General features: G+C 61.8%; 22 protein-coding genes. 10 read left to right on the top strand and 12 right to left on the bottom strand.

The window, feature by feature from the left end:
* Positions 1-14: 14 nt before the first annotated feature.
* From SAZ10_RS04995 to SAZ10_RS04975, 5 genes are all read right to left on the bottom strand, one after another.
* On the bottom strand, positions 15-1,598 hold the full coding sequence (locus SAZ10_RS04995; RefSeq protein WP_318608075.1) for a GMC family oxidoreductase: 1,584 nt from the start codon (positions 1,596-1,598) through the stop codon (positions 15-17).
* Positions 1,599-1,678: 80 nt separating this feature from the next.
* On the bottom strand, positions 1,679-3,550 hold the full coding sequence (locus SAZ10_RS04990) for an ABC transporter ATP-binding protein (protein WP_318608074.1): 1,872 nt from the start codon (positions 3,548-3,550) through the stop codon (positions 1,679-1,681).
* Entirely contained in the window at positions 3,547-4,461 is a 915-nt protein-coding gene (locus SAZ10_RS04985; RefSeq protein WP_318608073.1) for an ABC transporter permease, read from the bottom strand. Before SAZ10_RS04985 ends, SAZ10_RS04990 begins: the two co-directional genes overlap by 4 nt.
* Entirely contained in the window at positions 4,461-5,498 is a 1,038-nt protein-coding gene (locus tag SAZ10_RS04980; protein ID WP_318608072.1) for an ABC transporter permease, read from the bottom strand. The genes SAZ10_RS04985 and SAZ10_RS04980 overlap by 1 nt, the downstream gene beginning before the upstream one ends.
* A 10-nt stretch (positions 5,499-5,508) precedes the next feature.
* Entirely contained in the window at positions 5,509-7,062 is a 1,554-nt protein-coding gene (locus tag SAZ10_RS04975) for an ABC transporter substrate-binding protein (RefSeq protein ID WP_318608071.1), read from the bottom strand.
* 549 nt (positions 7,063-7,611) lie between these two features.
* Between SAZ10_RS04975 and SAZ10_RS04970 the strand changes: the two genes are divergently transcribed.
* The 3 genes from SAZ10_RS04970 to SAZ10_RS04960 all read left to right on the top strand — a co-directional run bounded on the left by SAZ10_RS04970 (position 7,612) and on the right by SAZ10_RS04960 (position 10,528).
* Positions 7,612-8,376 carry a DeoR/GlpR family DNA-binding transcription regulator gene (locus tag SAZ10_RS04970; RefSeq protein WP_318608070.1) on the top strand — a complete coding sequence of 255 codons (765 nt, stop codon included), beginning with the start codon at positions 7,612-7,614 and terminating at the stop codon, positions 8,374-8,376.
* A gap of 147 nt (positions 8,377-8,523) precedes the next feature.
* Positions 8,524-9,579 (top strand): phosphotransferase, encoded by a 1,056-nt coding sequence (locus tag SAZ10_RS04965; RefSeq protein ID WP_318608069.1) that lies wholly within the window; start codon positions 8,524-8,526, stop codon positions 9,577-9,579.
* A 10-nt stretch (positions 9,580-9,589) separates the two neighbouring features.
* Positions 9,590-10,528, top strand: coding sequence for a choline/ethanolamine kinase family protein (locus SAZ10_RS04960; RefSeq protein WP_318608068.1), 939 nt, complete (start codon positions 9,590-9,592; stop codon positions 10,526-10,528).
* Positions 10,529-10,550: 22 nt separating this feature from the next.
* Here SAZ10_RS04960 and SAZ10_RS04955 read toward each other — a convergent pair whose 3' ends face one another.
* The 4 genes from SAZ10_RS04955 to SAZ10_RS04940 form a co-directional block, all read right to left on the bottom strand.
* The gene (locus tag SAZ10_RS04955) at positions 10,551-11,972 is read right to left on the bottom strand and encodes an ATP-binding protein (RefSeq protein ID WP_318608067.1); all 1,422 of its coding nucleotides are present in this window, start codon (positions 11,970-11,972) and stop codon (positions 10,551-10,553) included.
* Positions 11,973-11,979: 7 nt separating this feature from the next.
* The gene (locus SAZ10_RS04950; protein ID WP_318608066.1) at positions 11,980-12,645 is read right to left on the bottom strand and encodes a response regulator transcription factor; all 666 of its coding nucleotides are present in this window, start codon (positions 12,643-12,645) and stop codon (positions 11,980-11,982) included.
* Positions 12,646-12,723: 78 nt separating this feature from the next.
* Positions 12,724-13,023 (bottom strand): hypothetical protein, encoded by a 300-nt coding sequence (locus tag SAZ10_RS04945; protein ID WP_318608065.1) that lies wholly within the window; start codon positions 13,021-13,023, stop codon positions 12,724-12,726.
* A gap of 193 nt (positions 13,024-13,216) precedes the next feature.
* Positions 13,217-13,642, bottom strand: a complete 426-nt coding sequence (locus tag SAZ10_RS04940; protein WP_318608064.1) for a DUF3168 domain-containing protein — start codon at positions 13,640-13,642, stop codon at positions 13,217-13,219.
* Positions 13,643-14,088: 446 nt separating this feature from the next.
* On the opposite strand from SAZ10_RS04940, the gene SAZ10_RS04935 reads away from it, so the two are divergent.
* From SAZ10_RS04935 to SAZ10_RS04905, 7 genes are all read left to right on the top strand, one after another.
* Positions 14,089-14,775 carry a response regulator transcription factor gene (locus tag SAZ10_RS04935; RefSeq protein ID WP_318608063.1) on the top strand — a complete coding sequence of 229 codons (687 nt, stop codon included), beginning with the start codon at positions 14,089-14,091 and terminating at the stop codon, positions 14,773-14,775.
* A 35-nt stretch (positions 14,776-14,810) separates the two neighbouring features.
* Positions 14,811-16,757, top strand: coding sequence for an ATP-binding protein (locus SAZ10_RS04930; RefSeq protein ID WP_318608062.1), 1,947 nt, complete (start codon positions 14,811-14,813; stop codon positions 16,755-16,757).
* Between the two features lie 596 nt (positions 16,758-17,353).
* On the top strand, positions 17,354-17,578 hold the full coding sequence (locus SAZ10_RS04925; RefSeq protein ID WP_318608061.1) for a hypothetical protein: 225 nt from the start codon (positions 17,354-17,356) through the stop codon (positions 17,576-17,578).
* A 668-nt stretch (positions 17,579-18,246) separates the two neighbouring features.
* Positions 18,247-18,429 carry a hypothetical protein gene (locus SAZ10_RS04920; RefSeq protein WP_318608060.1) on the top strand — a complete coding sequence of 61 codons (183 nt, stop codon included), beginning with the start codon at positions 18,247-18,249 and terminating at the stop codon, positions 18,427-18,429.
* Positions 18,430-18,920: 491 nt separating this feature from the next.
* On the top strand, positions 18,921-21,077 hold the full coding sequence (locus tag SAZ10_RS04915; protein ID WP_318608059.1) for a penicillin-binding protein 1A: 2,157 nt from the start codon (positions 18,921-18,923) through the stop codon (positions 21,075-21,077).
* A 107-nt stretch (positions 21,078-21,184) separates the two neighbouring features.
* On the top strand, positions 21,185-21,769 hold the full coding sequence (locus SAZ10_RS04910; RefSeq protein WP_318608058.1) for a DUF1214 domain-containing protein: 585 nt from the start codon (positions 21,185-21,187) through the stop codon (positions 21,767-21,769).
* A 259-nt stretch (positions 21,770-22,028) separates the two neighbouring features.
* Positions 22,029-22,574 carry a DUF1254 domain-containing protein gene (locus SAZ10_RS04905; RefSeq protein ID WP_318608057.1) on the top strand — a complete coding sequence of 182 codons (546 nt, stop codon included), beginning with the start codon at positions 22,029-22,031 and terminating at the stop codon, positions 22,572-22,574.
* A gap of 77 nt (positions 22,575-22,651) precedes the next feature.
* Here SAZ10_RS04905 and SAZ10_RS04900 read toward each other — a convergent pair whose 3' ends face one another.
* The 3 genes from SAZ10_RS04900 to groL form a co-directional block, all read right to left on the bottom strand.
* Positions 22,652-22,897 carry a DUF982 domain-containing protein gene (locus tag SAZ10_RS04900; RefSeq protein ID WP_318608056.1) on the bottom strand — a complete coding sequence of 82 codons (246 nt, stop codon included), beginning with the start codon at positions 22,895-22,897 and terminating at the stop codon, positions 22,652-22,654.
* Between the two features lie 88 nt (positions 22,898-22,985).
* Entirely contained in the window at positions 22,986-23,300 is a 315-nt protein-coding gene (locus SAZ10_RS04895) for a DUF982 domain-containing protein (protein ID WP_318608055.1), read from the bottom strand.
* A gap of 221 nt (positions 23,301-23,521) precedes the next feature.
* On the bottom strand, positions 23,522-25,147 hold the full coding sequence (gene groL / locus SAZ10_RS04890; protein ID WP_318608054.1) for a chaperonin GroEL: 1,626 nt from the start codon (positions 25,145-25,147) through the stop codon (positions 23,522-23,524).
* Between the last annotated feature and the right edge of the window lie 11 nt (positions 25,148-25,158).

Genomic DNA, 25,158 nt, shown 5'->3' with positions numbered 1-25,158 from the left:
CCGCTTGCCTTGCATCAGGGATGGATGAGGTCGGCAGCGCGTTCGCCGATCATGATCGCGGTCGCATTGGTATTCCCCGCGATGTGACGCGGAAAAATCGAGGCGTCGGCAACCCACAGCCCTTCCACGCCGCGCACCCGCAGGTCCGGCGCAACCACGGCGCGATCGTCGACACCCATACGGCAGGTGCCGACCGGATGCAGGAACGGAACCGTCGCCTTGCGGACATATTCCTCGTCTGCCGAGCGGCCGGCCGCCTGCGGCGGAACGTCGAGGAGCTCCCGCACATGGCTGCCGAACGGTGGCGTCGAGGCGAGGCGGCGTATCCAATCCAGTCCGCGCAGCACGCATTCGAGATCATCGGCGTGATCGAGAAGGCGCGGATAGATTGCGACCGGCGTGCGCGGATCACTGGAGCGAAGCTCGAGATGGCCGGTGCTCTTGGGATAGTTCACATTCGCGAGGATCGTTACCAAGTTGCGGGTCGGCACCTGCAAGCGGCCGTCGTTGCTGAAGTAGCCGAATGGGAAGAGATGGAACTGAAGGTCCGGCACCTCCTGATCCTGCGTCGACCTTAGAAACGCGAGAACCTGCGCAGTCGGCACGCTCAGCACGCCTTTTCGCGATAGCGCCCATTCGGCGAATGCGCGAACCCTGCCCAGAGGCGACGCATAGGCATTGCCAGTCTTTATGTCCATTTCCGCGCGGACATACAGGCCCGGGTGCTCCATCAGGTTGCGGCCGACATCGGGGCTGGCCACACGCACCTCTATGCCGTGTCGCTTCAGTTCGGCGGGATCGCCGATGCCCGAAATCATGAGGATCTGGGGCGAATTGATGGAGCCGGCGGACAGCACCACGCCTCGGCGTGCCGTTGCGCGGATCCGCTGGCCGCCGCGAACGACGTCCACGCCTCTCGCACGTTTGCCATCCAGGACAATGCGCTCGACCAGCGCATCGTCCATGAAGGTCAGCTTGCTGTCCTTGAGGCGCGGCAACACAAAGGCGTCGAACGCCGAATGGCGTACGCCACCGCGCGTCGAACCCTGGTTCCAGGCGACGCCCTCGTGTGAACGTCCGTTGAGGTCGGGGTTGAGGGGCACCCCGGCGTTGACGAAGCTGTCGATGAACTTCGCGGATATCGGGTGCTTCCAGCGCAGCGCCGAGACGCGCAGCGGTCCCATGCCGCCGCGAAAGGCATTGTCCTTGTCTTCGTCTGCCGTTTCCATCTTGCGGAAATAGGGAAGCACGGAGTTCCAACCCCAGCCCTTGTTGCCCATCGCCTCCCAGGCGTCGTAGTCGGCTGCGGCGCCGCGGATGAAGATCATTCCGTTGATGGCCGACGAGCCACCCGGGACGCGCCCACGCGGCCATGACTCCTGCAGGCCGTTGCGGGTGGGGTCCGGTTCAGTGACGTAGTTCCAGTCGTACCGCTTGTTGCCGATGGTGTGCATGAGCGCGGCGGGCACGCGCGTGAGATGAAGCTTCTCCCTCTTGCCCGCTTCGAGAAGGAGCACGCTCGCGCCCCTCTCAACCAGCCGTGCCGCGAGCGGTGAACCAGCACTGCCCGAACCTACGACAATATAGTCGAACTCCATCGTCTCGCCTCTTCGGAAAAATCGCCTATGCGTTCACAGCTCGGGGCACGGCGCCCCGAACGCTCAGGATCGCGGACCGATTAGGGTTCCTTTACGCTGACCGGGGGCATAGCCCTGGCGCCGTGCTGCCCCGCAGCGACCAGGTGACACGCCGCAAAATCCTCGTCGCTTCGCTTCATCAGAGCCGGATCGTCCGTAACGCAGCGTTCGAAGGCGAAGGGGCAGCGAGTCCGGAAGCTGCATCCCGGCGGAATGTCGATCGGGTCCGGTGGCTCGCCCTCCAGAAGATACGTCGCGGTGTCGTACGGCTTGTGCTCGATTGCCGGAACGGCGCTGAGCAGCGCGCGGGTGTAGGGGTGGGCGGGGTCGAAGAATGTGGTTTCGTTACCGGCCAGCTCCGCCACACGTCCCAGGTACATGACAGCCACGCGGTTGCACACGCGCCGCACCATGCTGAGGTCATGCGAGATGTAGACATAGGTCATGCCATGACGCGCCTGCAGCCGGTCGAAGAGTTCGAGAAGCTTGCCCTGCTCGACCTGATCCAAAGCAGACAGCGTCTCGTCGAGGATGAGCAGTTCGGGATCCAGTACCATCGCGCGAGCGATGTTGACGCGTTGGCGTTGGCCGGCGCTGAGACCGACCGGCAACTTGTCCACCAGCTCCGCACGCAGGCCCACCTCATTCATCGTGGCATCGACCTTTTCGCTGATCTCCTTGGAGCTCAGGCCACCATGGATGCGAAGCGGCTCCGCAATGGTCCGCCCGATGGTTAGATGCGGGGGAATGGCGTTGTAGGGGTCCTGCAACAACAGCTGGAACCGGCGGCGCAGATCGAGCAGCTTCTTGCGTCCTAGATGCGCGATGTCTTGGCCCTTGAAGAGGATCTGGCCGCGGTCGGGCGCCTCGAGACGGGAAAGGAGACGCGACAGCGTCGATTTCCCGCAGCCGGACTCGCCGACTATTCCGAGGTTGTCACCCTTATAGACATCGAAGGATACGCCCCTGACGGCCTGCACCAGCCGGTGCGCGAACAGCCGTTCGCGGTCCTTGGTTTCATAGGACCGGTAAACGTCCCGAACCGAGAGGATCACCTCGCGAGTGTCGTCCACTGCCTCCGCGGGCGCGGCAGAGGTGGGCTCGGCGTCCCAGATGCGCGGAAGGCTCGCAATGAGATTTCGCGTGTAATTGTGTTCGGGGCGGTCGATCAGAGCGCGCGTCTGCTGACGCTCGACGACGCGGCCATCGGCCAACACGAGTATGTTGTCCGCGATGTCGTTCACCACGCCGAGCGCCGACGAAACGAAGATGATCGCCGTGCTGAAGTCGCGTTGCAGATCGCGAAGCAGACGCAAGATCTGAGCCGCTACCGTGACATCGAGCGGCTGGGTTATGTTATCGGCGACCAGTAGGTCGGGATTGGTCACCAGCGCATCGACGATCAGCACGCGCTGCATCATGCCGCCGCTGAACTGGAACGGAAACTCATGGAACCGTTGCGCAGGGGAAGGAATGCGCACCGCATCGAGGACACGCAGCACGCGCGCCTTTGCTTGCGCCGTCGAGATGCCTGGCTCCACGGCCCGCAGTTTCTCGATGATCTGTTGACCCACGGGAACCGTCGGATCGAGCGCGCTGCCAGGATCGGAGCCGATATAGGCGATCTTGCGTCCGCGCAGCTTCTGCATTTCATCGGGCGGAAGGTCGAACAGATTGCGCCCACGATAGAAGATCTTCCCACCCGTTGGAAAAAGCGGCGGGCTTATCCAGTTCACGAGAGCGCGCGAAAGCACCGTTTTGCCGGAGCCGCTCTCGCCGATGATGCCCAGCACCTCGTTCTGGGAGACCGACAGATCGACATTGCGCAGAATCGGACGACGCCCGCCGCCAGGGATGGCGAGATCGACAGACAGGTCGGAAACGTCCAGAATACTAGTGCTGCCCGCGCTCATAGAACCCCCTGGAGGAACTTGTTGCGGGAGCGTTCGAGCGCGCCGCCCATGAGGTTGATGCTGCACAGGGACACCGCCAGCAGGAGGCCGGGTATGGTGGTGATCCACCACGCGTTCATCAGATATTTCGTGCCGTCCGCGATGATCGTTCCGAAGGTTGGAGTGGGCGGCTGGATACCGATGCCGATGAAGCCGAGAATGGCTTCGAAGATCATCATGCGCGCCACATCGAGCACGGCTACGAAGGCCACGGGCGGCAGGATGTTTGGCGCTATATGCACCAGAAGTATCCTAAGGTCCGACGCCCCCAATATCTTGGCCGCCCGGACATACTCCTTGCGCCGCTCCGACATGGTGGCACTGCGCGCAATCCGAGCGTAGCCCGGCCACCCTGCGAGGATGAAGACGAGGATGACCGTCAAAGGTGTCGGCCTCGTCACCCCGAGGATCGTGATGGCGAGAATGATCACCGGGATGGACATCTGTGCATCCGTGATGCGCATCAAGACCAGGTTGGTCCAGCCGCCGGCATAACCCGCGAGCATCCCGACCGCAGAACCGATGACGAACATCCCGATGACGCTCGCAATGCCGATCATCAGTGCATTGCGCAGGCCGATCAACGATCTCACCAGCAGGTCCCGGCCCAATTGGTCCGTGCCGAAGAAATGCGGCCAGACCCAGCCCTCCACGGGAAAGGGAGGAGAGAACTTCAGCCCGACATTGAACTTGGTCGCGGAAAGGCCAAGCAGCGTAGGCGCGGCAATCGAAAGCAGGATGACACTGACGAAGACGACTGCTCCGATCCGGAACTCCGCCGTCCGGGCCGCCTGAAGGAAGATATTCGCGCCCAGACCACGGGATTTTTTCGGGTGACCTAGGCCGGGCTCTACGATGGCATGCTCCGACATCAGTACTGAAGCCTTCTGTCGATCGTGGTCGAGGCGAAATCGACCAGAATGTTCACAATCACGAGCGCAGCGCAGGAAAAGATGGCAATTGCCTGGATGATCGGGAAATCGCGCTGGAAGACCGCATTGATCATGAGCAGCCCGATTCCGGGATAGTTGAAGAGATATTCCACGACAAACAGCCCGCCGAGGATCAGTCCGACAGCCTGAATGCCAAGCAGGTTGAGCAGGGGAATGGTGGAGTTCCTCAGCACATGGGCCGCAATCATGCGCGTGCGCGTCAACCCGCGAATCTGGCCGACGGATACGTAAGGCTCGAGCACGTTTGAAGAGACCGAGACAGAAAGCGAGCGCACGATGACGGGGATCAGCTCGACCGCCAGCACCATTGCCGGCAGGATCGCATAGGTCCAGTTCTGGTAGCCGATCGCCGGCAGCCAGCCCGCCTTGGCCGAGATAAGAAATATGAAGACCAGCCCGAGCCAGACATTCGGCAGCGACACCAGGATGGAGCTGAAATAAAGCGCGAGACGGTCGGGCCATTTACCGGCATTGAGCCCCGCCCAAATGCCCAGCGGAATGGCGATGACGAGCGACATCAAGAAAGCAAGCCCGGCAAGCAGAAGGCTGTAGGGCAAGGTCGTGGCAATGAGGCCAATGACCGGCGCGCGATTGTTTGCATCGAACGTCGATTCGCCGCGTGAGCCGCCAGTGCTGCCACCTTGCGCGCTGCGCACGAAAGACCTGCCGAAATCCCCCTGCACGACCTGTGCCATGTAGCGGCCGAACTGCACGATAATCGGATCGCGCAGGCCGAGTTCCTTGGCCGTCTGCTCCGCGACCGAGGGAGATACCATCGGCCCCAGCATCAGTCGCACGGGATCGCCCGGGACGACACGCAGGAGCGTGAAGATCAGAAGGGCGATCGCCATGACGATGATCGCGCCCTGCGCGAGGCGGCGAATGAAGAAGTCGATTGCGAAAAGCATGAGGATCGGCTCGCGCTTGGGCAGCGCCGCCAATAAGCGGCGCTGCATGAACCGTGCGTCAGACCAGATCGGCCTTGGAGAGATCGATCGGACCGTAAGGCAGGTAGACCGCGCCTTCGAGGTTCTTGGCCGCACCGTGGAAGGTCAATGCCGAGAACAAGGAGAAGCTTGGAACCTTCTTTGCCATGGTTGGGAAGGTTTCCTCGGTCAGGATCTTCAATCTCGCTTCCGGATTGGGAGCGTTGCGCTCCTTCTCCAGCGCGGCATCGATTTCGGGGTCATTGATGCCCGAAATCAGCGCAGCGCTCGAATGCCAGTTCGGGCGCAGCACAAGGTCCGGTTCCGGCGACGGGGTCATCCAGCCCACATCGCACATGTGGCCCTGTCCCTCGCCGTCGGCACGACGGTAGATGGCGACCTCCCAAGCAGCCGGCTCGAGCACCGTCAACTGGACATTGAATCCCTGCTCCTGAAGCATGGCGGTAATCAGTTCGCCATACTCCTTGGTCTTCGGATAGAACCCGACAGAGGTGATGTACTCGAGTTGCGGCAGGCCCTCTCCGTTGGGGAAGCCTGCCTCAGCAAGCAGGCGCTGCGCCTCCTCCGGATTGTACTCAGGATAACCCGGAATGTCGTTGAAGCCGAACTTCATGGGCGAGATGTAGCAGCTCGATGCCAGCGCAGCCTCGCCCATCAATTCGAGAATCTGCGCGCGATCGATCGAGTGGCAGGCCGCAAGGCGAATGCGCGGGTCGTTGAAGGGCGGCTTGTTGCAGCGGAAATGCAGGTACTTGTTCTCCGTCGTCAGGCCTTTGCGTGTGACCACGTTCGCGTTGCCCTGCAGCGAGGCATACTGCTCGGGTTCGAGTCGCTCGGCGATATGATACTGGCCGTTCAGCAGCCCCAGCACGCGGGTATTGGCATCCGGAACATAGGCGTAGATGACCTCGTCGATCTTCGGACGGCCGCCGAAGAAATCATCATAGGCGTGGAGCACGTTCTGGTCGCCGTTCGTCTCGACATATTTGAACGCATTGGTGCCGTTCGGACGCTTCTCGAGGATTTTCGGATCGGCCACGTCCTTGGCAGAGAGAATAGGGATCACGCTCGAAATGAACCACCACGCCGAGGCTGGGTATCCATGCTTCTCCGTGCGCAACCGGACCGTCAGGCGGTCAACGATCTCGACATCGACCTTTCCCGGGCAGAAGGATGCCGCCGGACGCGCCGGATCGGAGGAGTATTCGTAGGTCGCCTTGACGTCCTCAGAGCTGAATTCCTTGCCATCATGGAATTTCACGCCGTCACGCAGCTTGAACTCAAGCGTGTTTGCATCGACCAGCGTCCAGGACTCTGCCAGCGCCGGCTCCAGCAAGTCTGCTTCGCCATCGCGCATGGGGGCGCGCGTCAGGGCATTGAAGACGAACTTCTCGAAATTACCCTGCCCCAGTGTCGTATGAGAGGTCGGGTCCCAGTTACCAGTCACCGGCCCCATCGATGCAAGGACGACGGTCTTTTTGCCCTGCGCCCGAGCAACAAGACCCCCATCGCCCACAATGGCGGCGGCCCCAAGCGCGCCAGCGCCCACGATCATGTCTCTACGCGTAATCATCTATCCTATTCCCCTTCTGTTGGCCGCCAGCCATTCTCAACGCGCGGCTTCGTTTGGATGATTGATCAATTCGGTTGTGCTTCGGCGCACCTCACCTTCACCGGACAGCGCAATGGCTCATGCGCGCGCCTCGCCCTCCGCCCGCTACTGAGGGCCTCCTCGCGCACTGACATCAGTAGCGCTTCAAAATAAACAAACCGGTCAAAATCATCACTAGCGTTAGGCCTTCCCTGCGTCAAGCGCCCGACCTACCTTGCGGCAACAGAGATTTGTGGAAAGGTCCATAACCTCCACATTAGTTCAGATAAATCAAGGACTTGATAGACAAATCCGGACCGCGGACCACGACGCCCAGGGAAGCGAATTGGCCTTTTGGTTTTTGTCCGATGCGCATGATTTGCCCGATTTGACTGTTATTTCGTAGTCCCATAGCATTGCTGCAGGGACCGACGTCGTGACGAAAATCGACAAGCCAATGTCGCTAGGCCGAATGGCGGGCCCATCTGATTGCGGCGCAAATATCCAGATGGCTACGGGTGGGTTGAGCTCATGAGATTCTCAGACTTCCGGCAGGAGAAAATCCTCGAAATTCTGAGAGCCAACGAACGAGCGAGCGTAAACTCGCTCGCCGAGCGCCTGGAGGTCAGCCCGGAATCGATAAGACGCGACCTGCGCATGCTGGAATTGAACGGTTTCGCGCGGCGGGTCTATGGCGGCGCCGTTCTGACCCCGAGCGAAAGTGACAAGCCTTTCGGCGAACGAAGCAGGGTCAACGCGCCAGAAAAGACCATGATTGCGGAGCAGGCAGCAAACCTCGTCCAGAACGGCATGAAGATATTCGTAAGCTCGGGCACCACGACGCTTGCCTGCGTGAAGCAGCTTCATAAGCATCACGACCTGACGATCTTCACCAACTCGATCGCCGTCGCGGCGCATTTCTTTTCCCACGGCTGGGGTACCAGTGTACGCGTGCTCGGCGGCCCGATGGTGCCCGAATACCAGGCGACATTCGGACACGCGACCATTACCGCCCTGAACGGGCATCGTTTCGACATGGCCATCATGGGCGCAAGCGCTGTTCATATCGACCACGGGTTCATGGGTTTTGGCGAGGACGAGGTCGCGCTTCACGACGCCGCAAGACTTCAAGCCAACAAAACCGTCATGGTGGCCGACGCCTCCAAGTTCGGACGATTCGGCTCCGTCCGCGCTTTCGGTCTGGGCGATGCCCATCATGTCATAACGACCGCCGGCATCGGTGAGGAATTCGTCCAGCGGTTCGGCGACTTGGGCGTCAATCTCATAAGGGTCTGACGTCCCTGCCGGGCGACAGCAAGTCGGGACTTTACAGCCAGCGACATAGCTATAGCATTGATCGGGCGTGCCGGATGTCCCAGCGGGTCCGGACAAGGGTAGTCATTGCCCGCAGGGAATGCTCGTCCGCACGACTGGCTTGAGGAAATGTCTGTATCGGAAAGGGGCACGGCGCCCCTCATTGACCCGATGGGTGCAAGCCGTGTCGCCGCGGCCGAAGCGGGGCTGCGCCTGGCTTTTCCCGACGACCGCGATACGCTTCTCCTGGACAGACCCTGTGCTCCGCTTGACGCGCGAGTCTCGCGGGGCCTGGGAAGGGAGCAGCGTCTGGCGGCGCAAGCCGCCGGGCCCGGCGTACTCGTGCCCTCGCATCGTGGTATCGATAGCTCGCGCCTGTTGCTCTCAGTCGACGGGCAACCTCCGTCGATGATGCTGAAGGTGATTCACCTCGATCAGCGCATTTTCTTCGATGCGGAGGCTTCTTTCGACGCCCAGCGCAAGGCGGCCGCTTTGGGATGCGCCCCGGACATTCTCGCTTTCGACGTCACGCGTGCAGCATGGGTCAGCCAGTTCCTCGGAGATTGGGCTACCGCGCGGGTCAGCGATCTGAAAAGGCCTGAACTCCTGGACGCGGTCATCCGGGCCAAGCGGAAGATCCACGCCGGCCCCCGCTTCAAATCTTCATGGTCCGTGTTCGACAGGATTAGGATGCTCAATACGGCATGCACGCCTGTCGTGGCGGATGCGCCCGGGGATCTTCCTGTCCTTCTGGATACGGTCGGCCGCATCGAGCGAATGATTGCCGCTGCCGGGGTAGACGAGGTGCCGGCTCATGCCGACGGACTTGCCTCGAACATACTGATCGGGCCGAGCGACCGGATCCAGCTTGTCGACTTCGACGAGGCCCGGAACGTCGACCCCTATTACGAATTTGCGCTCCTCGCGAACGAGGTTTTCGAAAACGAGGAGGATTACTTGCTGGCGCTTGAGATGTTCGAGGGCCAGGCAAGGCAGGCAAGCTTTCGTCGAGCGCGTCTCTATGCAATGGCCGACGACCTTGCGTGGGCGCTATGGGGCATTTTCATGGATGCCACCTCGCCGCGCAAGGAAGTCGAGTTTTACCGCTATGCCTGCTGGCGGCTTATTCGTTGCCGGACTGCCCTCCAGGGAGTCGATCTCGATCTGTATGCGAGATCTATCTGAAGTGACTGTCATGGAGCGCAAGCTTGGAGAGGCGGGTTCACTCACCGAAATGGAATTGGAAAAAACGCTGTCTGGCGTGTCAGCCTGGCATGGCAAGGACATATATTACCGACCGATTTTCGGCGGATTCAGCAATACAAATTGGCGAGTTAGACTAGCCGGCGAAGAAAGCACTTTTTTCGTCAAGATGCCCGGTCCGGGAACGGAGAAGTTCATCGATCGAACCGCGTCGCTTGAAGCAAGCCGGCGCGCCTACACACTTGGTATCGGCCCGCGACCATACGACTATTTGAGCGATCGAGGGGTTGAGATCTGCGACTTCGTCGAAGGCTCCCGCCCTTGCACTTTGCGCGACTTCCACGTGCCCGAAATCAGAAACCGAACGATCGAGCTCTATCGCACATTCAACAATTCCGCCCCACTGGCCCTTTCCAAAACTGTATTTGATATGATCGAAGAACATATCAAGCAGTTGCGCGAACTCGGCGGAGTTCTTTCACACGATTTTCAATCTCTCTATAATCAATGTCTTCGGGCACGCTCCGCCCTGGAAGCCTCCGGGCTCGACATAGTGCCCTGCTACAACGATCCAGCGCCGGCGAATTTTCTGATCAACGATGCCGGGAAGATCACAATCGTCGATTTCGAATATGCTTCGAACAACGATCGATGCTGCGACCTGGCAACATGGTGCGGGGAGATGTTCCTGAGCGATGCACAACAGGACGAAGCCATCGAACAATATTTCGGGAAGGTCGATGCAGCGCTTCGATCGCGGATGTTCATCTACCGCATGCTTGGTGACTTCAAGTGGTCGTTGTGGGCCATGATCCAAATGAAAATTTCGACTATTGATTTCGATTTTTACAAATTCGGCATGTGGAAGCTGATGCGGTTGCGCTCTGCGATCGGCGACCCACGATGGAACAAAGCCCTCGCTTCGCTTTAAGATCTGTTGGGCCCTGTTGGCTTCATTCCGCCCTCCTCAGCTTCACGACCGCCGACAGCCCGCCGAGCTTCGAACGCCCCAGCGCAAGGTCACCGCCATATTCCCTGACGAGGTCATAGACTATGGCGAGCCCGAGCCCGCTGCCCGGCTTGGTCTCGTCGAGCCTGATGCCGCGTTTCAGCACTTCCTGCGCCTTGTCCTGCGGGATTCCCGGCCCATCGTCCTCGATCGACAGGGTGAAAACATTAGCGTCAGGCAATGAACCGAAGTCGTCCGCGATCGACACGATCACATTTTGCTTCGCCCATTTGGCAGCATTGTCGAGCAGGTTTCCGGCGATCTCCTCCAGATCCTCCCGCTCGCCGGCGAAGAGTACTTCCTGAGCCGGCAGGGCGAGCGAGAGCTGGAGATCAGGCTGGATCTTCTCGATTACGCGCACCAGGCGCTGCAGAGTCGGACCGACCGGCGTTCGGTAAACCACGCTGTCGCGCTGCGCCGCCATCCGGGCGCGCTGGAGATAGTACTCGACCTGGGTCTGCATTGCAGAGGCTTGATCTACGATCAGCCTGCCTTTGTCGCCGCCAAGGGCGCGGCCCTCATTGAGCAATACCGCGAGCGGCGTCTTCAGCGAATGTGCCAGGTTGCCGACCTGGGTGCGCGAGCGTTCCACGATGCGCGTGTTGTTTTCGATCAGCGCGTTGGTCTCGTTGGCGAGCGGCTCGATCTCCGTCGGGAAGCGGCCATCGAGCCGTCGGGCATTGCCTTCTCTCACGAGCGCCAGCGCCCGGCGCACCCTGCCGAGCGGCTGCAAGCCGAGCAGGATCGCGATCACGTTGATCGCGATCATACCAATGCCGAAGATCGACAGGTATGTGGCAAGCCGCCGCTCGAAGCCCGCAATCTCGTTCTCCAGCTCCGTGCGGTTGCCCATGACCCTGAAGCGCGCCACCCTGCCCTTGGTGTCGAGCTCGTACTCGTTCTCGAAGACCTCCAGCTCCTCGCCCTTAATCCCTTCGGTCCTGTAGTTGCGCTGATAACTGAAGTTAAAGGGGATCTCGGCAGGCGATGGGGACGCGATTGGCTCCGTCATCGAAGTCGAGTGCAGTTCGCCCTTCGCACCGCCCGAGACCGGTTCGACAGACCAGTACCAGCCTGAGTCCAATTGCGAAAAGCGAAGATCGCCGAGATCCGGATTGCCGGTCAGGTCGCCTGCATCCGTTGCGCCGACGGAACCGATCAGGTTGAAGAGGTGCGCCGAAAGCAGGCTCTCGAAGCCACGTTCGCTCGCATCCCTGTAGAGCGTAGAAATGACCGTCGCGATCGCGATCAGCGCCAGCACCGCCCAAAGGGTCGAAAAGGCGATCACTCGGAAAGTCAGCGATCGGAGCAACGCGGCGCCGCGCGAGCGCGACGTCTTGAACTGGCGGAGCGGCGTGTCAGTCACGCGTCCATCAAGCCTCCGGCGCCCGCATCCGATAGCCCATGCCGCGCACGGTCTCGATCATGTCAATGCCCATCTTCTTGCGCAGACGTCCGACAAACACCTCGATCGTGTTGGAATCGCGGTCGAAATCCTGGTCATACAGGTGCTCGACCAGCTCCGTGCGCGAGACCACCTCGCCCATGTGGTGCATGAGATAGGCGAGCAGCCTGAATTCGTGCGAGGTGAGCTTGAGCGGCGTCCCGTTCACGTTGGCCTTCGAGGCCTTGGTATCGAGCCGCAAAGGCCCGCAGGTCAGCTCGGATGAGGCGTGGCCCGCAGCACGGCGGATCAGCGCTCTCACCCGCGCCATCACCTCCTCGATGTGGAACGGCTTGGCTACATAATCGTCAGCGCCAGCATCTATGCCGGCGACCTTGTCGCTCCAGCGGTCGCGGGCGGTCAGCATCAGCACCGGCATCTTGCGGCCGTCGCGCCGCCAGCGCTCGACGACGCTGATGCCGTCCATTTGCGGCAGCCCGATATCGAGCACCACGGCATCGTACGGCTCGGTGTCACCAAGGAAATGGCCCTCCTCGCCGTCATAGGCGCGGTCGACGGCATAGCCGGCATCTGTGAGAGCCTCGTACAGCTGACGGTTCAGCTCCTTGTCATCCTCCACGACGAGTATGCGCATGGAATCGTTTGGTCCCCTGTGGCTTCGGTGAAGGCAGCTATGCCAGATTTGCTGCAGAGGGAAAACGCAAGCTCATCGCTACTCTGCCGGTACCACCACCTGCACCCGACGCGGACGCCCGCCGTCCTTGCCGGGGACGAGCACCACTACGACGCAAACGGTACGCCCGCCCTGGTTCGAGGCCGACGCCTTGGCAAGCGTCCCGCCATATTGGGAGGCGACCTGCTCGCCGACCGAGTAGCAGTCGGCTGCGGCGACCTGAAACATGTCGCCATCCGCATCCGGCACAGCCGGCGTGGCGGCAGCTTGCGAGGCCGCCACTGCACCGGCCGCAAGCACGCCGGCCAATCTCCGGACGTATGTGCGAAACTTGATCATGGCGTGTCTTTAACCCGCCACGGCTGAACACGGCATGAATAACGTACAAGGCATTTCCGGTCGTCCCCCCAGCAACCGGCACCAAGCTATAGGGCAATAGGGGAGTAAGGGAATAGGGGAGTAAGGGAATAGGGGAGTAGGAAAGGATGGCGGCATCGAATGTGCTGCAAATTGGCCTCTATCCCCTACTCCCCTACTCCCCTACTCCCCTACTCCCCTCTTCCGCTATTGCCCGAAACCGCAGCAATCCATGATGGACGGCGAGATCGTCATCGAATCGAGCTTCGGCGAATTCCAGCCGCAGGTTCACAAGCCCGTCGCCTTCGACAGGCAGCGACTTGTCGTCCAGCAGCCACCGCGCCGTCTCCATTATCTGCAGCGTCTCCTTGTTGCCCTTGGCCTTCGACCAGACGTGCAGCGTCAAGAGCTGCTCCGTCTCCTTCTCGGTTCCGGTCGACCAGTCGTAGACGCTTGTGCGACCGAAGGTGATGTAAGGAAAGGCGGCATTGCCCGGGGCCTGGTCATATATCCGGCTGCCCCCAAGCGCCGCCGTCAGCGCCGGATCGTTGCCAAGCGCAGTGAAGATCGCCTTCTGCAGTTCAGCGGCAGGGGCGGTCATAGGCAAGCTCCGTCGGTGCTGTCGGTCGCCTGGTGAGGGAATGTCGAAGCTCGCTCAACCTCGATATTGAGCCCGAAGCGAACGTCGAACTCAAAACGACCCTAAGAATTAACACGTTGCGAGCACCCATTGATTCTCAACTTCGCCTGCAGCTGCGCACATCCAACTCTAGCGTTTCCAGAACAGGGGCACTCGTCACGGCCGTTGCTGCAGCCTTCACGGCTGCCGGTCGTGGGGTGGAAACTAACCTTGTTCTGCATCCTCCGCTAGACCGTGCTCCTTCTGGTTCAATGCTCGCGCAAGGCGAGCGACCCTCGACCTGTTCCTGCAAGCAGCTACGGTCGATGTCGTGCTCTGCCCGCCCGCTTTCTCCCCCATGATCATGGCTTTCACGCTCTTTCGCTGTGCGTATAATCCCACAACCAGGGGGAGAGCGGACTGTATCCATGAAGCCATCGACCGAGGCTGACCGCATCACGGTGCTGCTCGTGGAAGACGACACACCGACTTGCGGGCGCCTGCGTGATGCCCTCGCAGGCGCCGGCGATTTCGAGGTGACGACCGCCGCCACCCTTTCGGAGGCCCGAGCCGCGTTCGCTGCCGGCTATCCCCGCGTGCTCCTGACAGACCTGCAGCTGCCGGACGGTCACGGCGTCGAGCTGATCCGCGAGACGCGGCAGGCCTCGCCGGCCACCGAGATCATGGTGGTCTCGATCCTCGGCGACGAGCAGAGCGTCATTTCGGCGATCATGGTCGGCGCCACAGGCTACCTCCTCAAGGACGCCTTCCCGACCGACATTGCCGCCACCGTCCGCGATCTTGTGGCCGGCCATTCGCCGATCTCGGCCTCGATCGCCCGCTTCATCGTGCGCCGCACGCAAGGCGCGTCCGAAGCCCGCGCGCCTGGTCGGGCCGTATCCGCTGTCCTCAACACCGCGAAGCTCACGCCGCGCGAGATCGACATCCTCTGGGGTATAGCCAAGGGCTTCAGCTATGCGGAAATCGCGGAGCATCTCGGCCTCTCGCGGCAGACAGTGCCCGGACATATCAAGAGCATCTACCGCAAGCTCGAGGTGAATAAGCGCGGAGAAGCGGTGTTCGAGGCACTGCAGCAGGGCCTGATCCGGCTGTGAGCACCAACCAGGCCGCTGCTCGGTTTCCATCACGAATGCACTGGCGTCTTTGGCTCGCCGGCTATTTCCTGATGCAGTCCGTCATCGTCGTGGGCTGCTTCCTGCTCTTGCGACTGCCCCTTCCCGAACCGCCGCAGCGCTATCGCCTGACCGAAGCCACATTGAGCGCCGGCGGCAGCAACCAGGCCGTCCGCCTGCCCCATCTCCTTTCTCCTTCCTCCGACCCTGACGAGCCGCAGCTCTTTACACTTTCATTCCGGCGACCGCAGACCGAGCAAGGCATCGCCTGGGCGGTGATGGTCCCTCGTTTCATCAGCGGCATCGAGATCGCGGTCAATGGCGCAGTCATCCTCGATAGCCGCCGAGACCCTACGGCCAACAGGCCCGATCGTAACACCCCGGTGATCGCGCCTATCCCGGAAGTGCTGCTGCATGATGGCACCAACCAGCTCACCGTGCTGCTGCACGCCTGGGGGCCGCTAACCGGCTTCCTCGATCAGGTCTATGCCGGCCCGGCAGACGAGCTGCGCCCGGCCTACGACAAGCGTGCGATCCTCTTCCTGGCGTTGCCGATCGTCTTCTCGGCCTGGCAGGCAATCCTCGCCGTGCTGCTCGGCGTCATGTGGGTGAAGCGCCGCCACGAACCGGCCTATGGTGTGCTCGCGGTTGCCATGGCGCTCGGCGTTGCCCAGGCTTTTGTGGTCACCTCGCCAACCGGTCAGTCGATTTATGCCGGGCTGAACGCGGTCCTGCTCGCTTCATCGCCTCTCGAGGCAGCCTGCGTGCTCGCCTTTGTCATAACCTTCTTCGGATTGAAATGGCCCAGATATGGCTGGGCGGTCTTCCTGCCGGGCCTGGCCGTTGCCGCCATGGGCATTATTGGCGGTCCCCCTCTGGTCCGCAGCATCTTCCTGGCGTTCGGTCCGCCGACCGTGCTTTTGGTGCTGGTGATCGTCTCGATCGTCCTCGGCCACATGGCGGTGGCGCGCCGGGATGGCATAGCAGCCCTTCTCGGCGTAGCGGTGACAATTGTCATCACCTTTGTCGTCCATGACCTGCTTGCCGCCCTCGACGTACTGGCCGACCGCCGCATTCAGGTCTCGCGACTCTCCTATTCAGTGATGCTGGTTGCGATCGGCATCGGGCTCACCTGGCGTTTCGCCAAGGCGCTTAATGAGGTCGACAGCTTCGCGAGCCGCATGCTGACGCTGGTCCGCGAGGCCGAAGACAAGCTCAGGGCGAGCCTTGCGCTCGAGGAAGAACGCGCACGGGCGGCCGCCCTTGCCGCAGAGCGCAACAGGCTGATGCGTGATCTCCATGACGGCCTCGGCGGCCAGCTTGTCAGCATCGTCGCGCTATCCGAGCGCGGCGACTGGGAGGGCCAGCGGATCGGCGAGGCCGCCCGCGGCGCCCTCAAGGACCTACGGCTCGTGATCGACGCCATGGACGACATCGACGGCGACTTGATGCTAGCGCTCGGTGCCTGGCGCGAGCGCACGGCAGCGCAGCTGCGCTCACACGGTCTGCCGCTGGACTGGCGCGTGCTCACGCCGCAAGGCATGCCCGTGCATCCCGAGCTCCGGCCCTGGCACGTGATCCAGATCCTGCGTCTGCTCGACGAAGCCGTCACCAACGCCGTCAAGCACGCCAAGGCCAGACGCATCACCATCAGCATCGAGACCGTCGGCTACGCGCCAGACGGCGAGCGCGGCCGCATCACCATCGAGGACGACGGCTGCGGCTTTGCCGTGGACGACCACCCCGCGCCAGGCACGCCGAAACTGGCGCGCGGCCTCACCAACATGCGCCGGCGCGCCGCGCGCTGCGGCGCCGGCCTGGAAGTGATTTCGGGTCCGGGCGGCACAAAGGTTCGGCTGGACCTGCCTCGCGAGTTCCCAAGCGCCGAATTGGCGGACGAATTCGGTCTTTCTTCTCACCGGCGCCCAACGCGATTGACCGGACCGCCCCGGTTGCCCGGGTAACCGGGAGCGCCCACAGCGCGCGGCGCAACCACGACGGGCGCAACCACAACCGGAGCGGGCTTCACGACAACAGTCGTCGGACGGACCAAACATCCCACGGGCACGCCAGGCGATGTGCAGTAGACCACCTTTGCGGTCGGACGCGCCACACAGCCTTTCGGCACGCCTACCGACTTGCAATAGACCACAGCGGCCTTTGCTGGGGCCGTGCCCACCACGACCGGTGCCGGCGCCAGCAAAACCGCCGCCAGGGTCGCGCCCAAGAGACACTTCATTCGAGCCATCACGATCTCCCTGCGGGGCCGCAGCACTGCGAACCATCAACGGCGCCCAAGCCTTCGTATGCCGTCGATCTATGCCGCTCCGCCAAAATCGCGTATCCCATGAAGATGGGAGGATGGCGCTGAAACCGCTCCATATCCGGGACACAAAGGCGCATTTCGGGCATGCTCATCTGCGCCGCCGCGGGACTGGCCGGAAACAAGGCCGGAGCGTGCCATGAACATGGCATATCTCGGCTACAGTCTCGTGATAGACGGCTCGTCGCCCGCTCATCCAAGGACAGGGGGGCTCTCATTCGCCAGGAGGACGAACCAATGATCAAATCGGTGCTTTTTTCTCTCACGCTCATCGTCGCAGGCGGCGCGGCAGTTTCGTCCGAGGCCGCTACCAAAGCGGAGCAGGCCGCCTGCCGCTCCGACGCGATGAAGTATTGCTCCGCGCATATAGGCAAGCCTTCCGAGATGAACGCTTGCCTTCTTGCCAACAAGTCCAGCCTTTCGGAAGCGTGCCGCAAGGTCATCGAAGCCCATGGTGGCTGAGCAGCGTGAATACGCTGCAGCGGCCTGAGCAGGTTGCGCAGAACGTAGCAGGGTTTTGCGACCTGCGAGAAGCAAGAGAGTGGAGCATTTGCGAGCGCCTGCTCAGCCGCGGCGGACGCCACTTGCCGTCGCCCTCTGACTTGCCTGGAGCAGGATGAATTCATTCATCCTGCTTCGGCATTTTTTTCCACCTTGTCAGAGAAGTCTGCAACTTTCTGCTGCGCTGACCTTCGGTTCGGGATCACGCTCTAAGCCGCCCTTTCCTTACGGCTACGAACCAGTTCTGTGAGGAGGGCATTCTCATCATTCGTCCGCCGTGTCAGCTGCACAAGCGCTATAGCAAGCGCTTCGTGCTCTGGTGAGCCCTTTTCGACGGCCAGAGTGGCGCGAGCCTTCTCAAGCACTCGGGCAAGGACCTGCAGCTCCTCCGGGTCGACAATCCCCGATGAAAAATGCGTGACCATGGCATGATGCTCGTTGGCGAACGCCTGATCTTCTATCTGTGCCAGCAATACTCAATCACAGAGCTGTTAGTCACGATATTTTGCGCCTGAAAGCTTGGCCTGTCCATGCCTTTCGAATCCAGTCAGGCTGTCACCGTCACGCAGCTGTGGAACTTCTCGGCCATGCGGCAATTCCGTTCATGTCGTCGTATGGAGACAGCGATCATGGCTCATAAAGAATCGAAGGCGGACGTCCCCGGCCGCTATGTGGTCGATGACACGGACGTGAAATATCTAGTTGAGAATACGGATCTCTCCCCCAACCAGGCGCGTGAACTCATCGAGGAGCATGGGAACGATCGGGACAAGCTGATGAGGCTGGCTAAAACGATGAAGGCCGAAAGCTAGACACCGGATGCCAGGAAGAAGGGCCTGTTTGCCCGCAAAGGCGGCTGCATTCGGGCCCCCTCGTCATCGTCTTGCGGGAAAAATACGAGCCCGTCGCCGAAGGGGACAAGCGACGGGCTCTTACGCCAAGCCTGGCACTGCTGCGGCGGGGGTGGGGCGATGACCGCGGCTTGGCCTACTAACAGCCACCGAAGTCGCAAACCGTCCATTTGTTCCGGGCAAAGTTGTCGAAGGCCGACAGGCAGCGAACGTGGTGGTTCAGTCTGGCCAGCCGAGCCCGCACACAGCCCGATACCGCCAACCTGAGATTTCACTCCTGTACACCTTTACCTTGCAGATCAAGAAACTGAGACTGTGTCTTTCGCGTGCTTGTCGCTGTCCCGAAAAAAGACGAATAGTCGGCTTGGGGCGCAGGCGCGCGCTGCCAAGAAAATGCCGGCTTGCGTTTTCACCTTCACGGCTATTTCAGTTCAGTCTCCAGGCAAGGCTACATGGACAAACCCGACGAAAGGAAGAAGCCGAGAGCTCCCAGGGCCACGCGCCTTCTGGATGTCGATGCATGGATCGATTCCACGCTCTATGAGGCTGGCTTCATCGCGCGGGAGACGTGGGAAAACCTGACAATCTTCTTCCGCCGCTTCCGCGTGACAGGCTGGCGGCGGGCTGTCATCGAACTGCTCAGCGAGTGCGCCACCCTCGGCGCCGGCGGCTCTGTCGTCATGCTGGTGCTGGCGCTGCCTGCATTCGACGAGACATCGAAGGATTGGAGGAACCAAGGCGATTTCGCCGTTACCTTCCTCGACCGATACGGCAACGAGATCGGGCAGCGCGGCATCTTCCAGCGCGATTCCGTGCCTCTCGACGAAATGCCCGACCATGTCGTCAATGCGGTCCTGGCCACTGAGGACCGCCGCTTCTTCGAGCATTTCGGCATCGATTTCATCGGCCTGTTGCGCGCCATGACGGTAAACGTCCAGGCGAATTCAGTGGTTCAGGGCGGCTCGACGATCACACAGCAGCTCGCCAAAAACCTATTCCTCTCCAACGAGCGCACCGTCGAACGCAAGGTCAAGGAGGCCTTCCTGTCGCTTTGGCTCGAGATGAACCTCACGAAGAAGGAAATCCTCCAGCTCTATCTCGATCGTGCTTATCTCGGCGGCGGCACCTTCGGGCTCGCGGCTGCCGCCGATTTCTATTTCGGCAAGAACATCAAGGACCTGACGCTGGCAGAGGGGGCTATGCTCGCCGGCCTCTTCAAGGCGCCCACCAAATACGCTCCGCACATCAACCTGCCGGCGGCGCGCGCACGTGCCAACGAGGTGCTCTCGAATATGGTCCAGGGAGGCTTCTTGACGGAGGGACAAGTGCTGTCGGCGCGGCTGCATCCGGCCGATGTCGTCGACCGCGGCGACCGCAAGAGCCCCGACTACTTCCTCGACTATGCCTTCGACGAGGCAAAGAGGATAGCTTCGAAATACGGCATCCACTCGATGGTTGCTCGCACAACTGTCGACCTCGACCTGCAATCGGCGGCAGAAGAAACGCTCGAATATCACCTGCGGCAATACGGCAAGGATTATGGCGTCACGGAGGGTGCGATCGTGATGCTGGAGAACAACGGCGCCGTGCGCGCGATCGTGGGCGGTCGCGACTACGGCGAGAGTCAGTTCAACCGCGCCACCAAGGCCCTGCGCCAGGCCGGGTCGTCGTTCAAAATCTACACCTATACGGCCGCCATGGAGGCCGGGCTGACTCCGGACTCGATCGTGGTCGACGGCCCGATCAGCTGGGGCAACTGGTCGCCCAAGAACTACGGACGCGGTTATGCGGGACGCGTGACGATCACCACGGCCCTCACCAGATCGCTCAACTCGGTGCCGGTGCGTCTTGCCAAGGAGAAGCTGTCGATCCCCGTGATCAAGGCCGAGGCGGAGAAGATGGGCGTGGAATCGCCGCTCGAGAGTCACAAGACAATGGTGCTCGGCACCTCGGGCATGACGGTCATGGACCAGGCCACCGGCTATAACACGCTTGCCAATGGCGGCTTCGTCGGGACGCGTCACGCCATTACCCAGCTCGTTACCCGCACGGGCGACGTCTTCTACGATTTCGACCGCGACGGGCCGAAGCCGAAGCGGGCGGTCTCCGAGAAGGCCGTGTCCGAGATGAACTCCATGCTCGTGCAGGTTCCGGAGATCGGAACGGGCAAGCGTGCTGCCCTCCCCGGGATTCGCGTGGCCGGCAAGACAGGCACGACGCAGAGCTATCGCGATGCCTGGTTCTGCGGCTTCACCGGCAACTACACGGCAGCGGTCTGGATGGGCAATGATGACTTTCGCCCGACCCGCAACATGACGGGCGGCTCTCTGCCGGCCATGAGCTGGGAGCGTCTCATGGAATATGCCCACAAGAACCTCGATCTGAAGCCTATCCCGGGTATCCAGCATCCATTTGTCGACCACAAGACGGCCGCCAAGGTCGCTGAGTCAGCTAAAACCGAGGAGCAGAAGAACGCCGAGCAGAAGCTCGAGCGGCCGGCAGTACTGTCGCATGCGTCGACCGAGTTCCTGAAGGAGCTCTCCGGCCGATTCCGCTCCGCTCCCGTAATCGAAGCGCCGCCGGAGCCGAAAACGCTGTCGGCGTTGTAGAGCGAATGGCGAGTAGCAATAGGGAGCGGTGGATGGCAAGCGTTTGATCGGATACGTCGTTACGCGCTATTCACTGTTCCCTATTCACTATTCGCTATTCGCTCCTCATGCTTCGAACCGTCTTTCTTACTCTGGTGACGCTCGCCATCGCGGTCGGCGGCGGCACGGCAAGCGTGTGGCAGGCTCTGCAGGCGCGCGAGGGCGTCGGCACGGTCACGATCGGCAGTTGGACCGCCTACCCGTCCATGGGAGCTCCCGATGCCGACCCCTATTCGAAGGCGCGCGCGGCCCGTCAGGGATTGCTTGCGCTCGGGCGGGCTGAAGGGATCGCCTTCTTTGCGACGCGGGATGCAGGCGGCGCACAGCTTTCGCGCAAATGCAGCTACAGAATCGAGGGATCGGCGCCACCGGCAAGGTTCTGGACACTTTACGCGGCCGACCCGTCGCTGCGCATCCTGGCAGGCGACCGGCACCGTAAGCCGGCGCTTCAGTCGCTGGACGTCCTTCGCAACGCCGACAACTCCTTCGCCGTGGCGGTCGGTCCCCACGCCAAGCCAGGCAACTGGCTCAGCGTCGCGGGCTCAGGAGCGATGATTTTCGTGCTCACCCTCTACGACACGCCTGTCTCCGGCAGCATCGGCGTCGAGGACGTCGAGCTGCCTCAAGTGCTCAGGACCGGCTGCGATGGTTAGCCCGCATTTCTCGCACTCCATGCGGCCTGCGCCGGTTCAAGAAGCCGACAGGGTAGGAGCTGCGCGCAGCCCGATGCGGTGCCATCGGGCAAGCGCGGCGACGCACACTGTCGGCTTCTTGAACCGGCCCTTCGGGTCGCCTTGTCGCGGGCGCCTGCCGCGTCGGGCGGCTCGACCGTATATCCCGATACGCCCTTCGCCACCCGACGCGGCATTCGCCGCGCACCAAGTGCGACGCAGGCCACATGGAGTGTGAGAAATGTGGGCTAAACTTGCGTATGCCATCGTGGTTGGTCTGGTCGGCGCCGGGATCGTCCACATTGCTGTTCTCTTCCTGCTGCCGACGGTCACCGAGCGCGATGCCTGGACGAGGCTCGCCAACACTGCCGGTCTCTATGTCATCACACCCGCCGACGGTTCGGACAAGTCGCAGCCGGTCGTCAACGCCCCGGACCCGCTGTTCAGGGCAGTGGCCTGCCGCTTCAATCTGGAAGATGGCCCGGTGCGACTGAAGGCCGAAGGAAAGGTGCCGTTCTGGTCGGCCTCGATCTACGACCGCTCCGGCCAGAACATCTATAGTTTCAACGACCGCACGGCGACCGAAGGAAAGCTCGATTTCGTCGTGGCGACCCCCACCGAGATGATCGAGATGCGCAAGGATTTGCCGGCCGAGCTGGCATCGGCGATCTTCGTGGATGCGGATGTCGGCGAGGGCATCGTCGTCATCCGCAGTTTCGCACCGGACGACAGCTGGAACTCGATCATCTCGACCTATCTGAAATCGATCACCTGCCAGACGCAGTAGGCCAGCCGCCTGAGCTCGAGCATCGGACCGAAAAGTGCGTAGCGGTTTTCGGACAAATCCGATGCCCAAACAAGGATCTAGGTGGCGAGGAGGCCCGCCCGGCGAGCCGCCTTTACGAAAGCTCGACGTGCATGCTTTGGGGCCCGCCAGCCGTCGAGCGCGTCCCTGCAGGCGCGGTAGGCCGCGCGATAGGTTCGCCCCTGCGCCCGTTCCGGCCACTGCTGATGCAGACACTCTATGGCCTCCCAGGCGCTCGCCACCTTACGTTCGTCACTGGGGCCGAGCTTCAACCTTATGGGATCGGAGAAGGGCACATCATTCATGCTTTGCTCCAGAACTCGTAATCTGTTCATGACGGCGAATGCGGGCGGGCCACACGCACGACGCACGTTGCTGAAACCTGTTGTTCGATCAGGCGCTCAATTCCTGGCCCTGAGGCTCATTCGCTTGGGTTGGGATCACGCCGTCCACCGTCGGAGCCAGAAGACCGGCCCTGCGCGCAAAGGCGACGAAAGTTGCCCGCACAGTCCCGGCGTCGACCTCGCCGACAAGCGCGGCCCTGCAGGCGTTCAGCGCGATGGCATGAGCGGCGTTCCTTTTAGAGGGAGGCCACTCGTTGAGGAGCGTGTAGGCTTCCATGATATCGTCGACGCGCGTCGGCAGACCAAGGCCGACAATAACCTCCACAGGCTCTTCAAAGGCTATGTGATCCAAGGTTTCCTCCATCGTAACAATCCGGTTCGACGGACCACACCATCTCCCGAGGCCGGCAGCTGAGCCATCCGGCGACCGGCGCTCAGGGCAGGCATTGTCGCAGCCGCCTCGGAAGCATTCTCGACGTCTCCAACAAAGGGATGGCGTGCCGGGCGGCAGCCATTCCCTTGGACGGGCAGTGAACCAATGCACGAGATGCGTCGGCGCCCCTGCGTCAGGAGCGCCTGCCAGGGTCAGTAATCCATGCCTCCCGGCATCGCCGGCGCGGCCGTTTCCTTCTTCGGCTTCTCGGCGACCATCGCCTCGGTTGTCACCAGCAGGCCGGCCACCGACGCCGCATCCTGCAGCGCGGTGCGCACGACCTTGGCCGGATCGATCACGCCCTGTTTATACAGGTCGCCATATTCACCGGTCTGCGCATTCCAGCCATAGGCGAAATCCGAGGTTTCGCGCAGCTTGCCCACGACGATGGACCCCTCAGACCCCGCATTTTCGACGATCTGGCGCGCCGGCATCTCGACTGCACGGCGAACGACGTTGATGCCGTATTTCTGATCGGGATTATCGGCAGCGATGCCGTCGAGCGCCTTGGCGGCCCTGAGCAGCGCTACGCCACCGCCGGGCAATATGCCCTCCTCCACCGCGGCACGCGTGGCATGCAGCGCGTCATCCACGCGATCCTTCCTCTCCTTGACTTCGACCTCTGTGGACCCGCCGACCCGGATCACCGCGACTCCGCCGGCAAGCTTGGCAAGACGTTCCTGTAGCTTCTCGCGATCATAGTCCGAGGTGGTCTCCTCGATCTGCACCTTGATCTGGTTGATGCGGCCCTGGATTTCCTCCTTACGGCCCGCGCCATCGACAACCGTGGTGTTCTCCTTCTCGACGATCACCCTTTTGGCGCGGCCGAGCATGTTCAAAGTGACGTTCTCGAGCTTGAGGCCGAGATCCTCGCTGATCGCCGTGCCGCCGGTCAGGATGGCGATGTCTTCGAGCATCGCCTTGCGCCGGTCACCGAAGCCAGGCGCCTTGACGGCCGCCACCTTCAGACCCCCGCGCAGCTTGTTGACAACGAGCGTTGCGAGCGCCTCGCCCTCGACATCCTCCGCGATGATGAGCAGCGGCTTGCTCGATTGCACGACGGCTTCCAGGATCGGTAGCAGCGCCTGCAGGTTCGAGAGCTTCTTCTCGTGGATCAACACGTAAGGCTCTTCGAGCTCGGCCCGCATCTTGTCCTGGTTCGTCACGAAATAAGGCGAGAGATAGCCGCGGTCGAACTGCATGCCTTCGACGATCTCGAGTTCGGTTTCGGCGGTCTTGGCCTCTTCCACCGTGATCACGCCTTCGTTGCCGACCTTTTGCATGGCCTGGGCGAGAAAGCGGCCGATCTCGGTATCTCCGTTCGCGGAGATGGTAGCGACCTGGGCAATCTCGTCATTGTTGGTGACTTTGCGAGCGTTGCCCTTCAGCTCCGCGATCACAGCTTCCACGGCCCGGTCGATCCCGCGCTTGACGTCCATCGGGTTCATGCCGGCCGCCACTGCCTTGGCGCCTTCCTGTACGATCGACTGGGCGAGCACGGTCGCGGTCGTGGTGCCGTCGCCGGCCACGTCGCTCGTCTTCGAGGCAACCTCGCGCAGCATCTGCGCGCCCATGTTCTCGAACTTGTCCTCGAGCTCGATTTCCTTGGCGACCGTAACGCCATCCTTGGTGATGCGCGGCGCGCCGAACGACTTGTCGATGACGACATTGCGCCCCTTGGGCCCGAGCGTGACCTTCACTGCGTCGGCGAGGATGTCGACACCGCGCAACATCTTCTCCCGGGCCTCGGAAGAGAATTTGACGTCCTTGGCAGCCATTGTTCTACTCC

Origin of the sequence: Mesorhizobium sp. BAC0120 (assembly GCF_033542235.1) — a bacterium.
GTDB lineage: Bacteria > Pseudomonadota > Alphaproteobacteria > Rhizobiales > Rhizobiaceae > JAWRCU01.
Note: the sequence above shows the minus strand (reverse complement) of the source record. Positions and strands in the feature narration are given on the sequence as shown.

Excerpts from the sequence above, each read along its gene's own strand:
- SAZ10_RS04995 (WP_318608075.1), bottom strand. The coding sequence starts at position 1,598 with ATGGAGTTCGACTATATTGTCGTAGGTTCGGGCAGTGCTGGTTCACCG.
- SAZ10_RS04990 (WP_318608074.1), bottom strand. The coding sequence starts at position 3,550 with ATGAGCGCGGGCAGCACTAGTATTCTGGACGTTTCCGACCTGTCTGTC.
- SAZ10_RS04985 (WP_318608073.1), bottom strand. The coding sequence starts at position 4,461 with ATGTCGGAGCATGCCATCGTAGAGCCCGGCCTAGGTCACCCGAAAAAA.
- SAZ10_RS04980 (WP_318608072.1), bottom strand. The coding sequence starts at position 5,498 with ATGCAGCGCCGCTTATTGGCGGCGCTGCCCAAGCGCGAGCCGATCCTC.
- SAZ10_RS04975 (WP_318608071.1), bottom strand. The coding sequence starts at position 7,062 with ATGATTACGCGTAGAGACATGATCGTGGGCGCTGGCGCGCTTGGGGCC.
- SAZ10_RS04970 (WP_318608070.1), top strand. The coding sequence starts at position 7,612 with ATGAGATTCTCAGACTTCCGGCAGGAGAAAATCCTCGAAATTCTGAGA.
- SAZ10_RS04965 (WP_318608069.1), top strand. The coding sequence starts at position 8,524 with ATGTCTGTATCGGAAAGGGGCACGGCGCCCCTCATTGACCCGATGGGT.
- SAZ10_RS04960 (WP_318608068.1), top strand. The coding sequence starts at position 9,590 with ATGGAGCGCAAGCTTGGAGAGGCGGGTTCACTCACCGAAATGGAATTG.
- SAZ10_RS04950 (WP_318608066.1), bottom strand. The coding sequence starts at position 12,645 with ATGCGCATACTCGTCGTGGAGGATGACAAGGAGCTGAACCGTCAGCTG.
- SAZ10_RS04945 (WP_318608065.1), bottom strand. The coding sequence starts at position 13,023 with ATGATCAAGTTTCGCACATACGTCCGGAGATTGGCCGGCGTGCTTGCG.
- SAZ10_RS04940 (WP_318608064.1), bottom strand. The coding sequence starts at position 13,642 with ATGACCGCCCCTGCCGCTGAACTGCAGAAGGCGATCTTCACTGCGCTT.
- SAZ10_RS04935 (WP_318608063.1), top strand. The coding sequence starts at position 14,089 with ATGAAGCCATCGACCGAGGCTGACCGCATCACGGTGCTGCTCGTGGAA.
- SAZ10_RS04930 (WP_318608062.1), top strand. The coding sequence starts at position 14,811 with ATGCACTGGCGTCTTTGGCTCGCCGGCTATTTCCTGATGCAGTCCGTC.
- SAZ10_RS04925 (WP_318608061.1), top strand. The coding sequence starts at position 17,354 with ATGATCAAATCGGTGCTTTTTTCTCTCACGCTCATCGTCGCAGGCGGC.
- SAZ10_RS04920 (WP_318608060.1), top strand. The coding sequence starts at position 18,247 with ATGGCTCATAAAGAATCGAAGGCGGACGTCCCCGGCCGCTATGTGGTC.
- SAZ10_RS04915 (WP_318608059.1), top strand. The coding sequence starts at position 18,921 with ATGGACAAACCCGACGAAAGGAAGAAGCCGAGAGCTCCCAGGGCCACG.
- SAZ10_RS04910 (WP_318608058.1), top strand. The coding sequence starts at position 21,185 with ATGCTTCGAACCGTCTTTCTTACTCTGGTGACGCTCGCCATCGCGGTC.
- SAZ10_RS04905 (WP_318608057.1), top strand. The coding sequence starts at position 22,029 with ATGTGGGCTAAACTTGCGTATGCCATCGTGGTTGGTCTGGTCGGCGCC.
- SAZ10_RS04900 (WP_318608056.1), bottom strand. The coding sequence starts at position 22,897 with ATGAATGATGTGCCCTTCTCCGATCCCATAAGGTTGAAGCTCGGCCCC.
- SAZ10_RS04895 (WP_318608055.1), bottom strand. The coding sequence starts at position 23,300 with ATGGAGGAAACCTTGGATCACATAGCCTTTGAAGAGCCTGTGGAGGTT.
- groL (WP_318608054.1), bottom strand. The coding sequence starts at position 25,147 with ATGGCTGCCAAGGACGTCAAATTCTCTTCCGAGGCCCGGGAGAAGATG.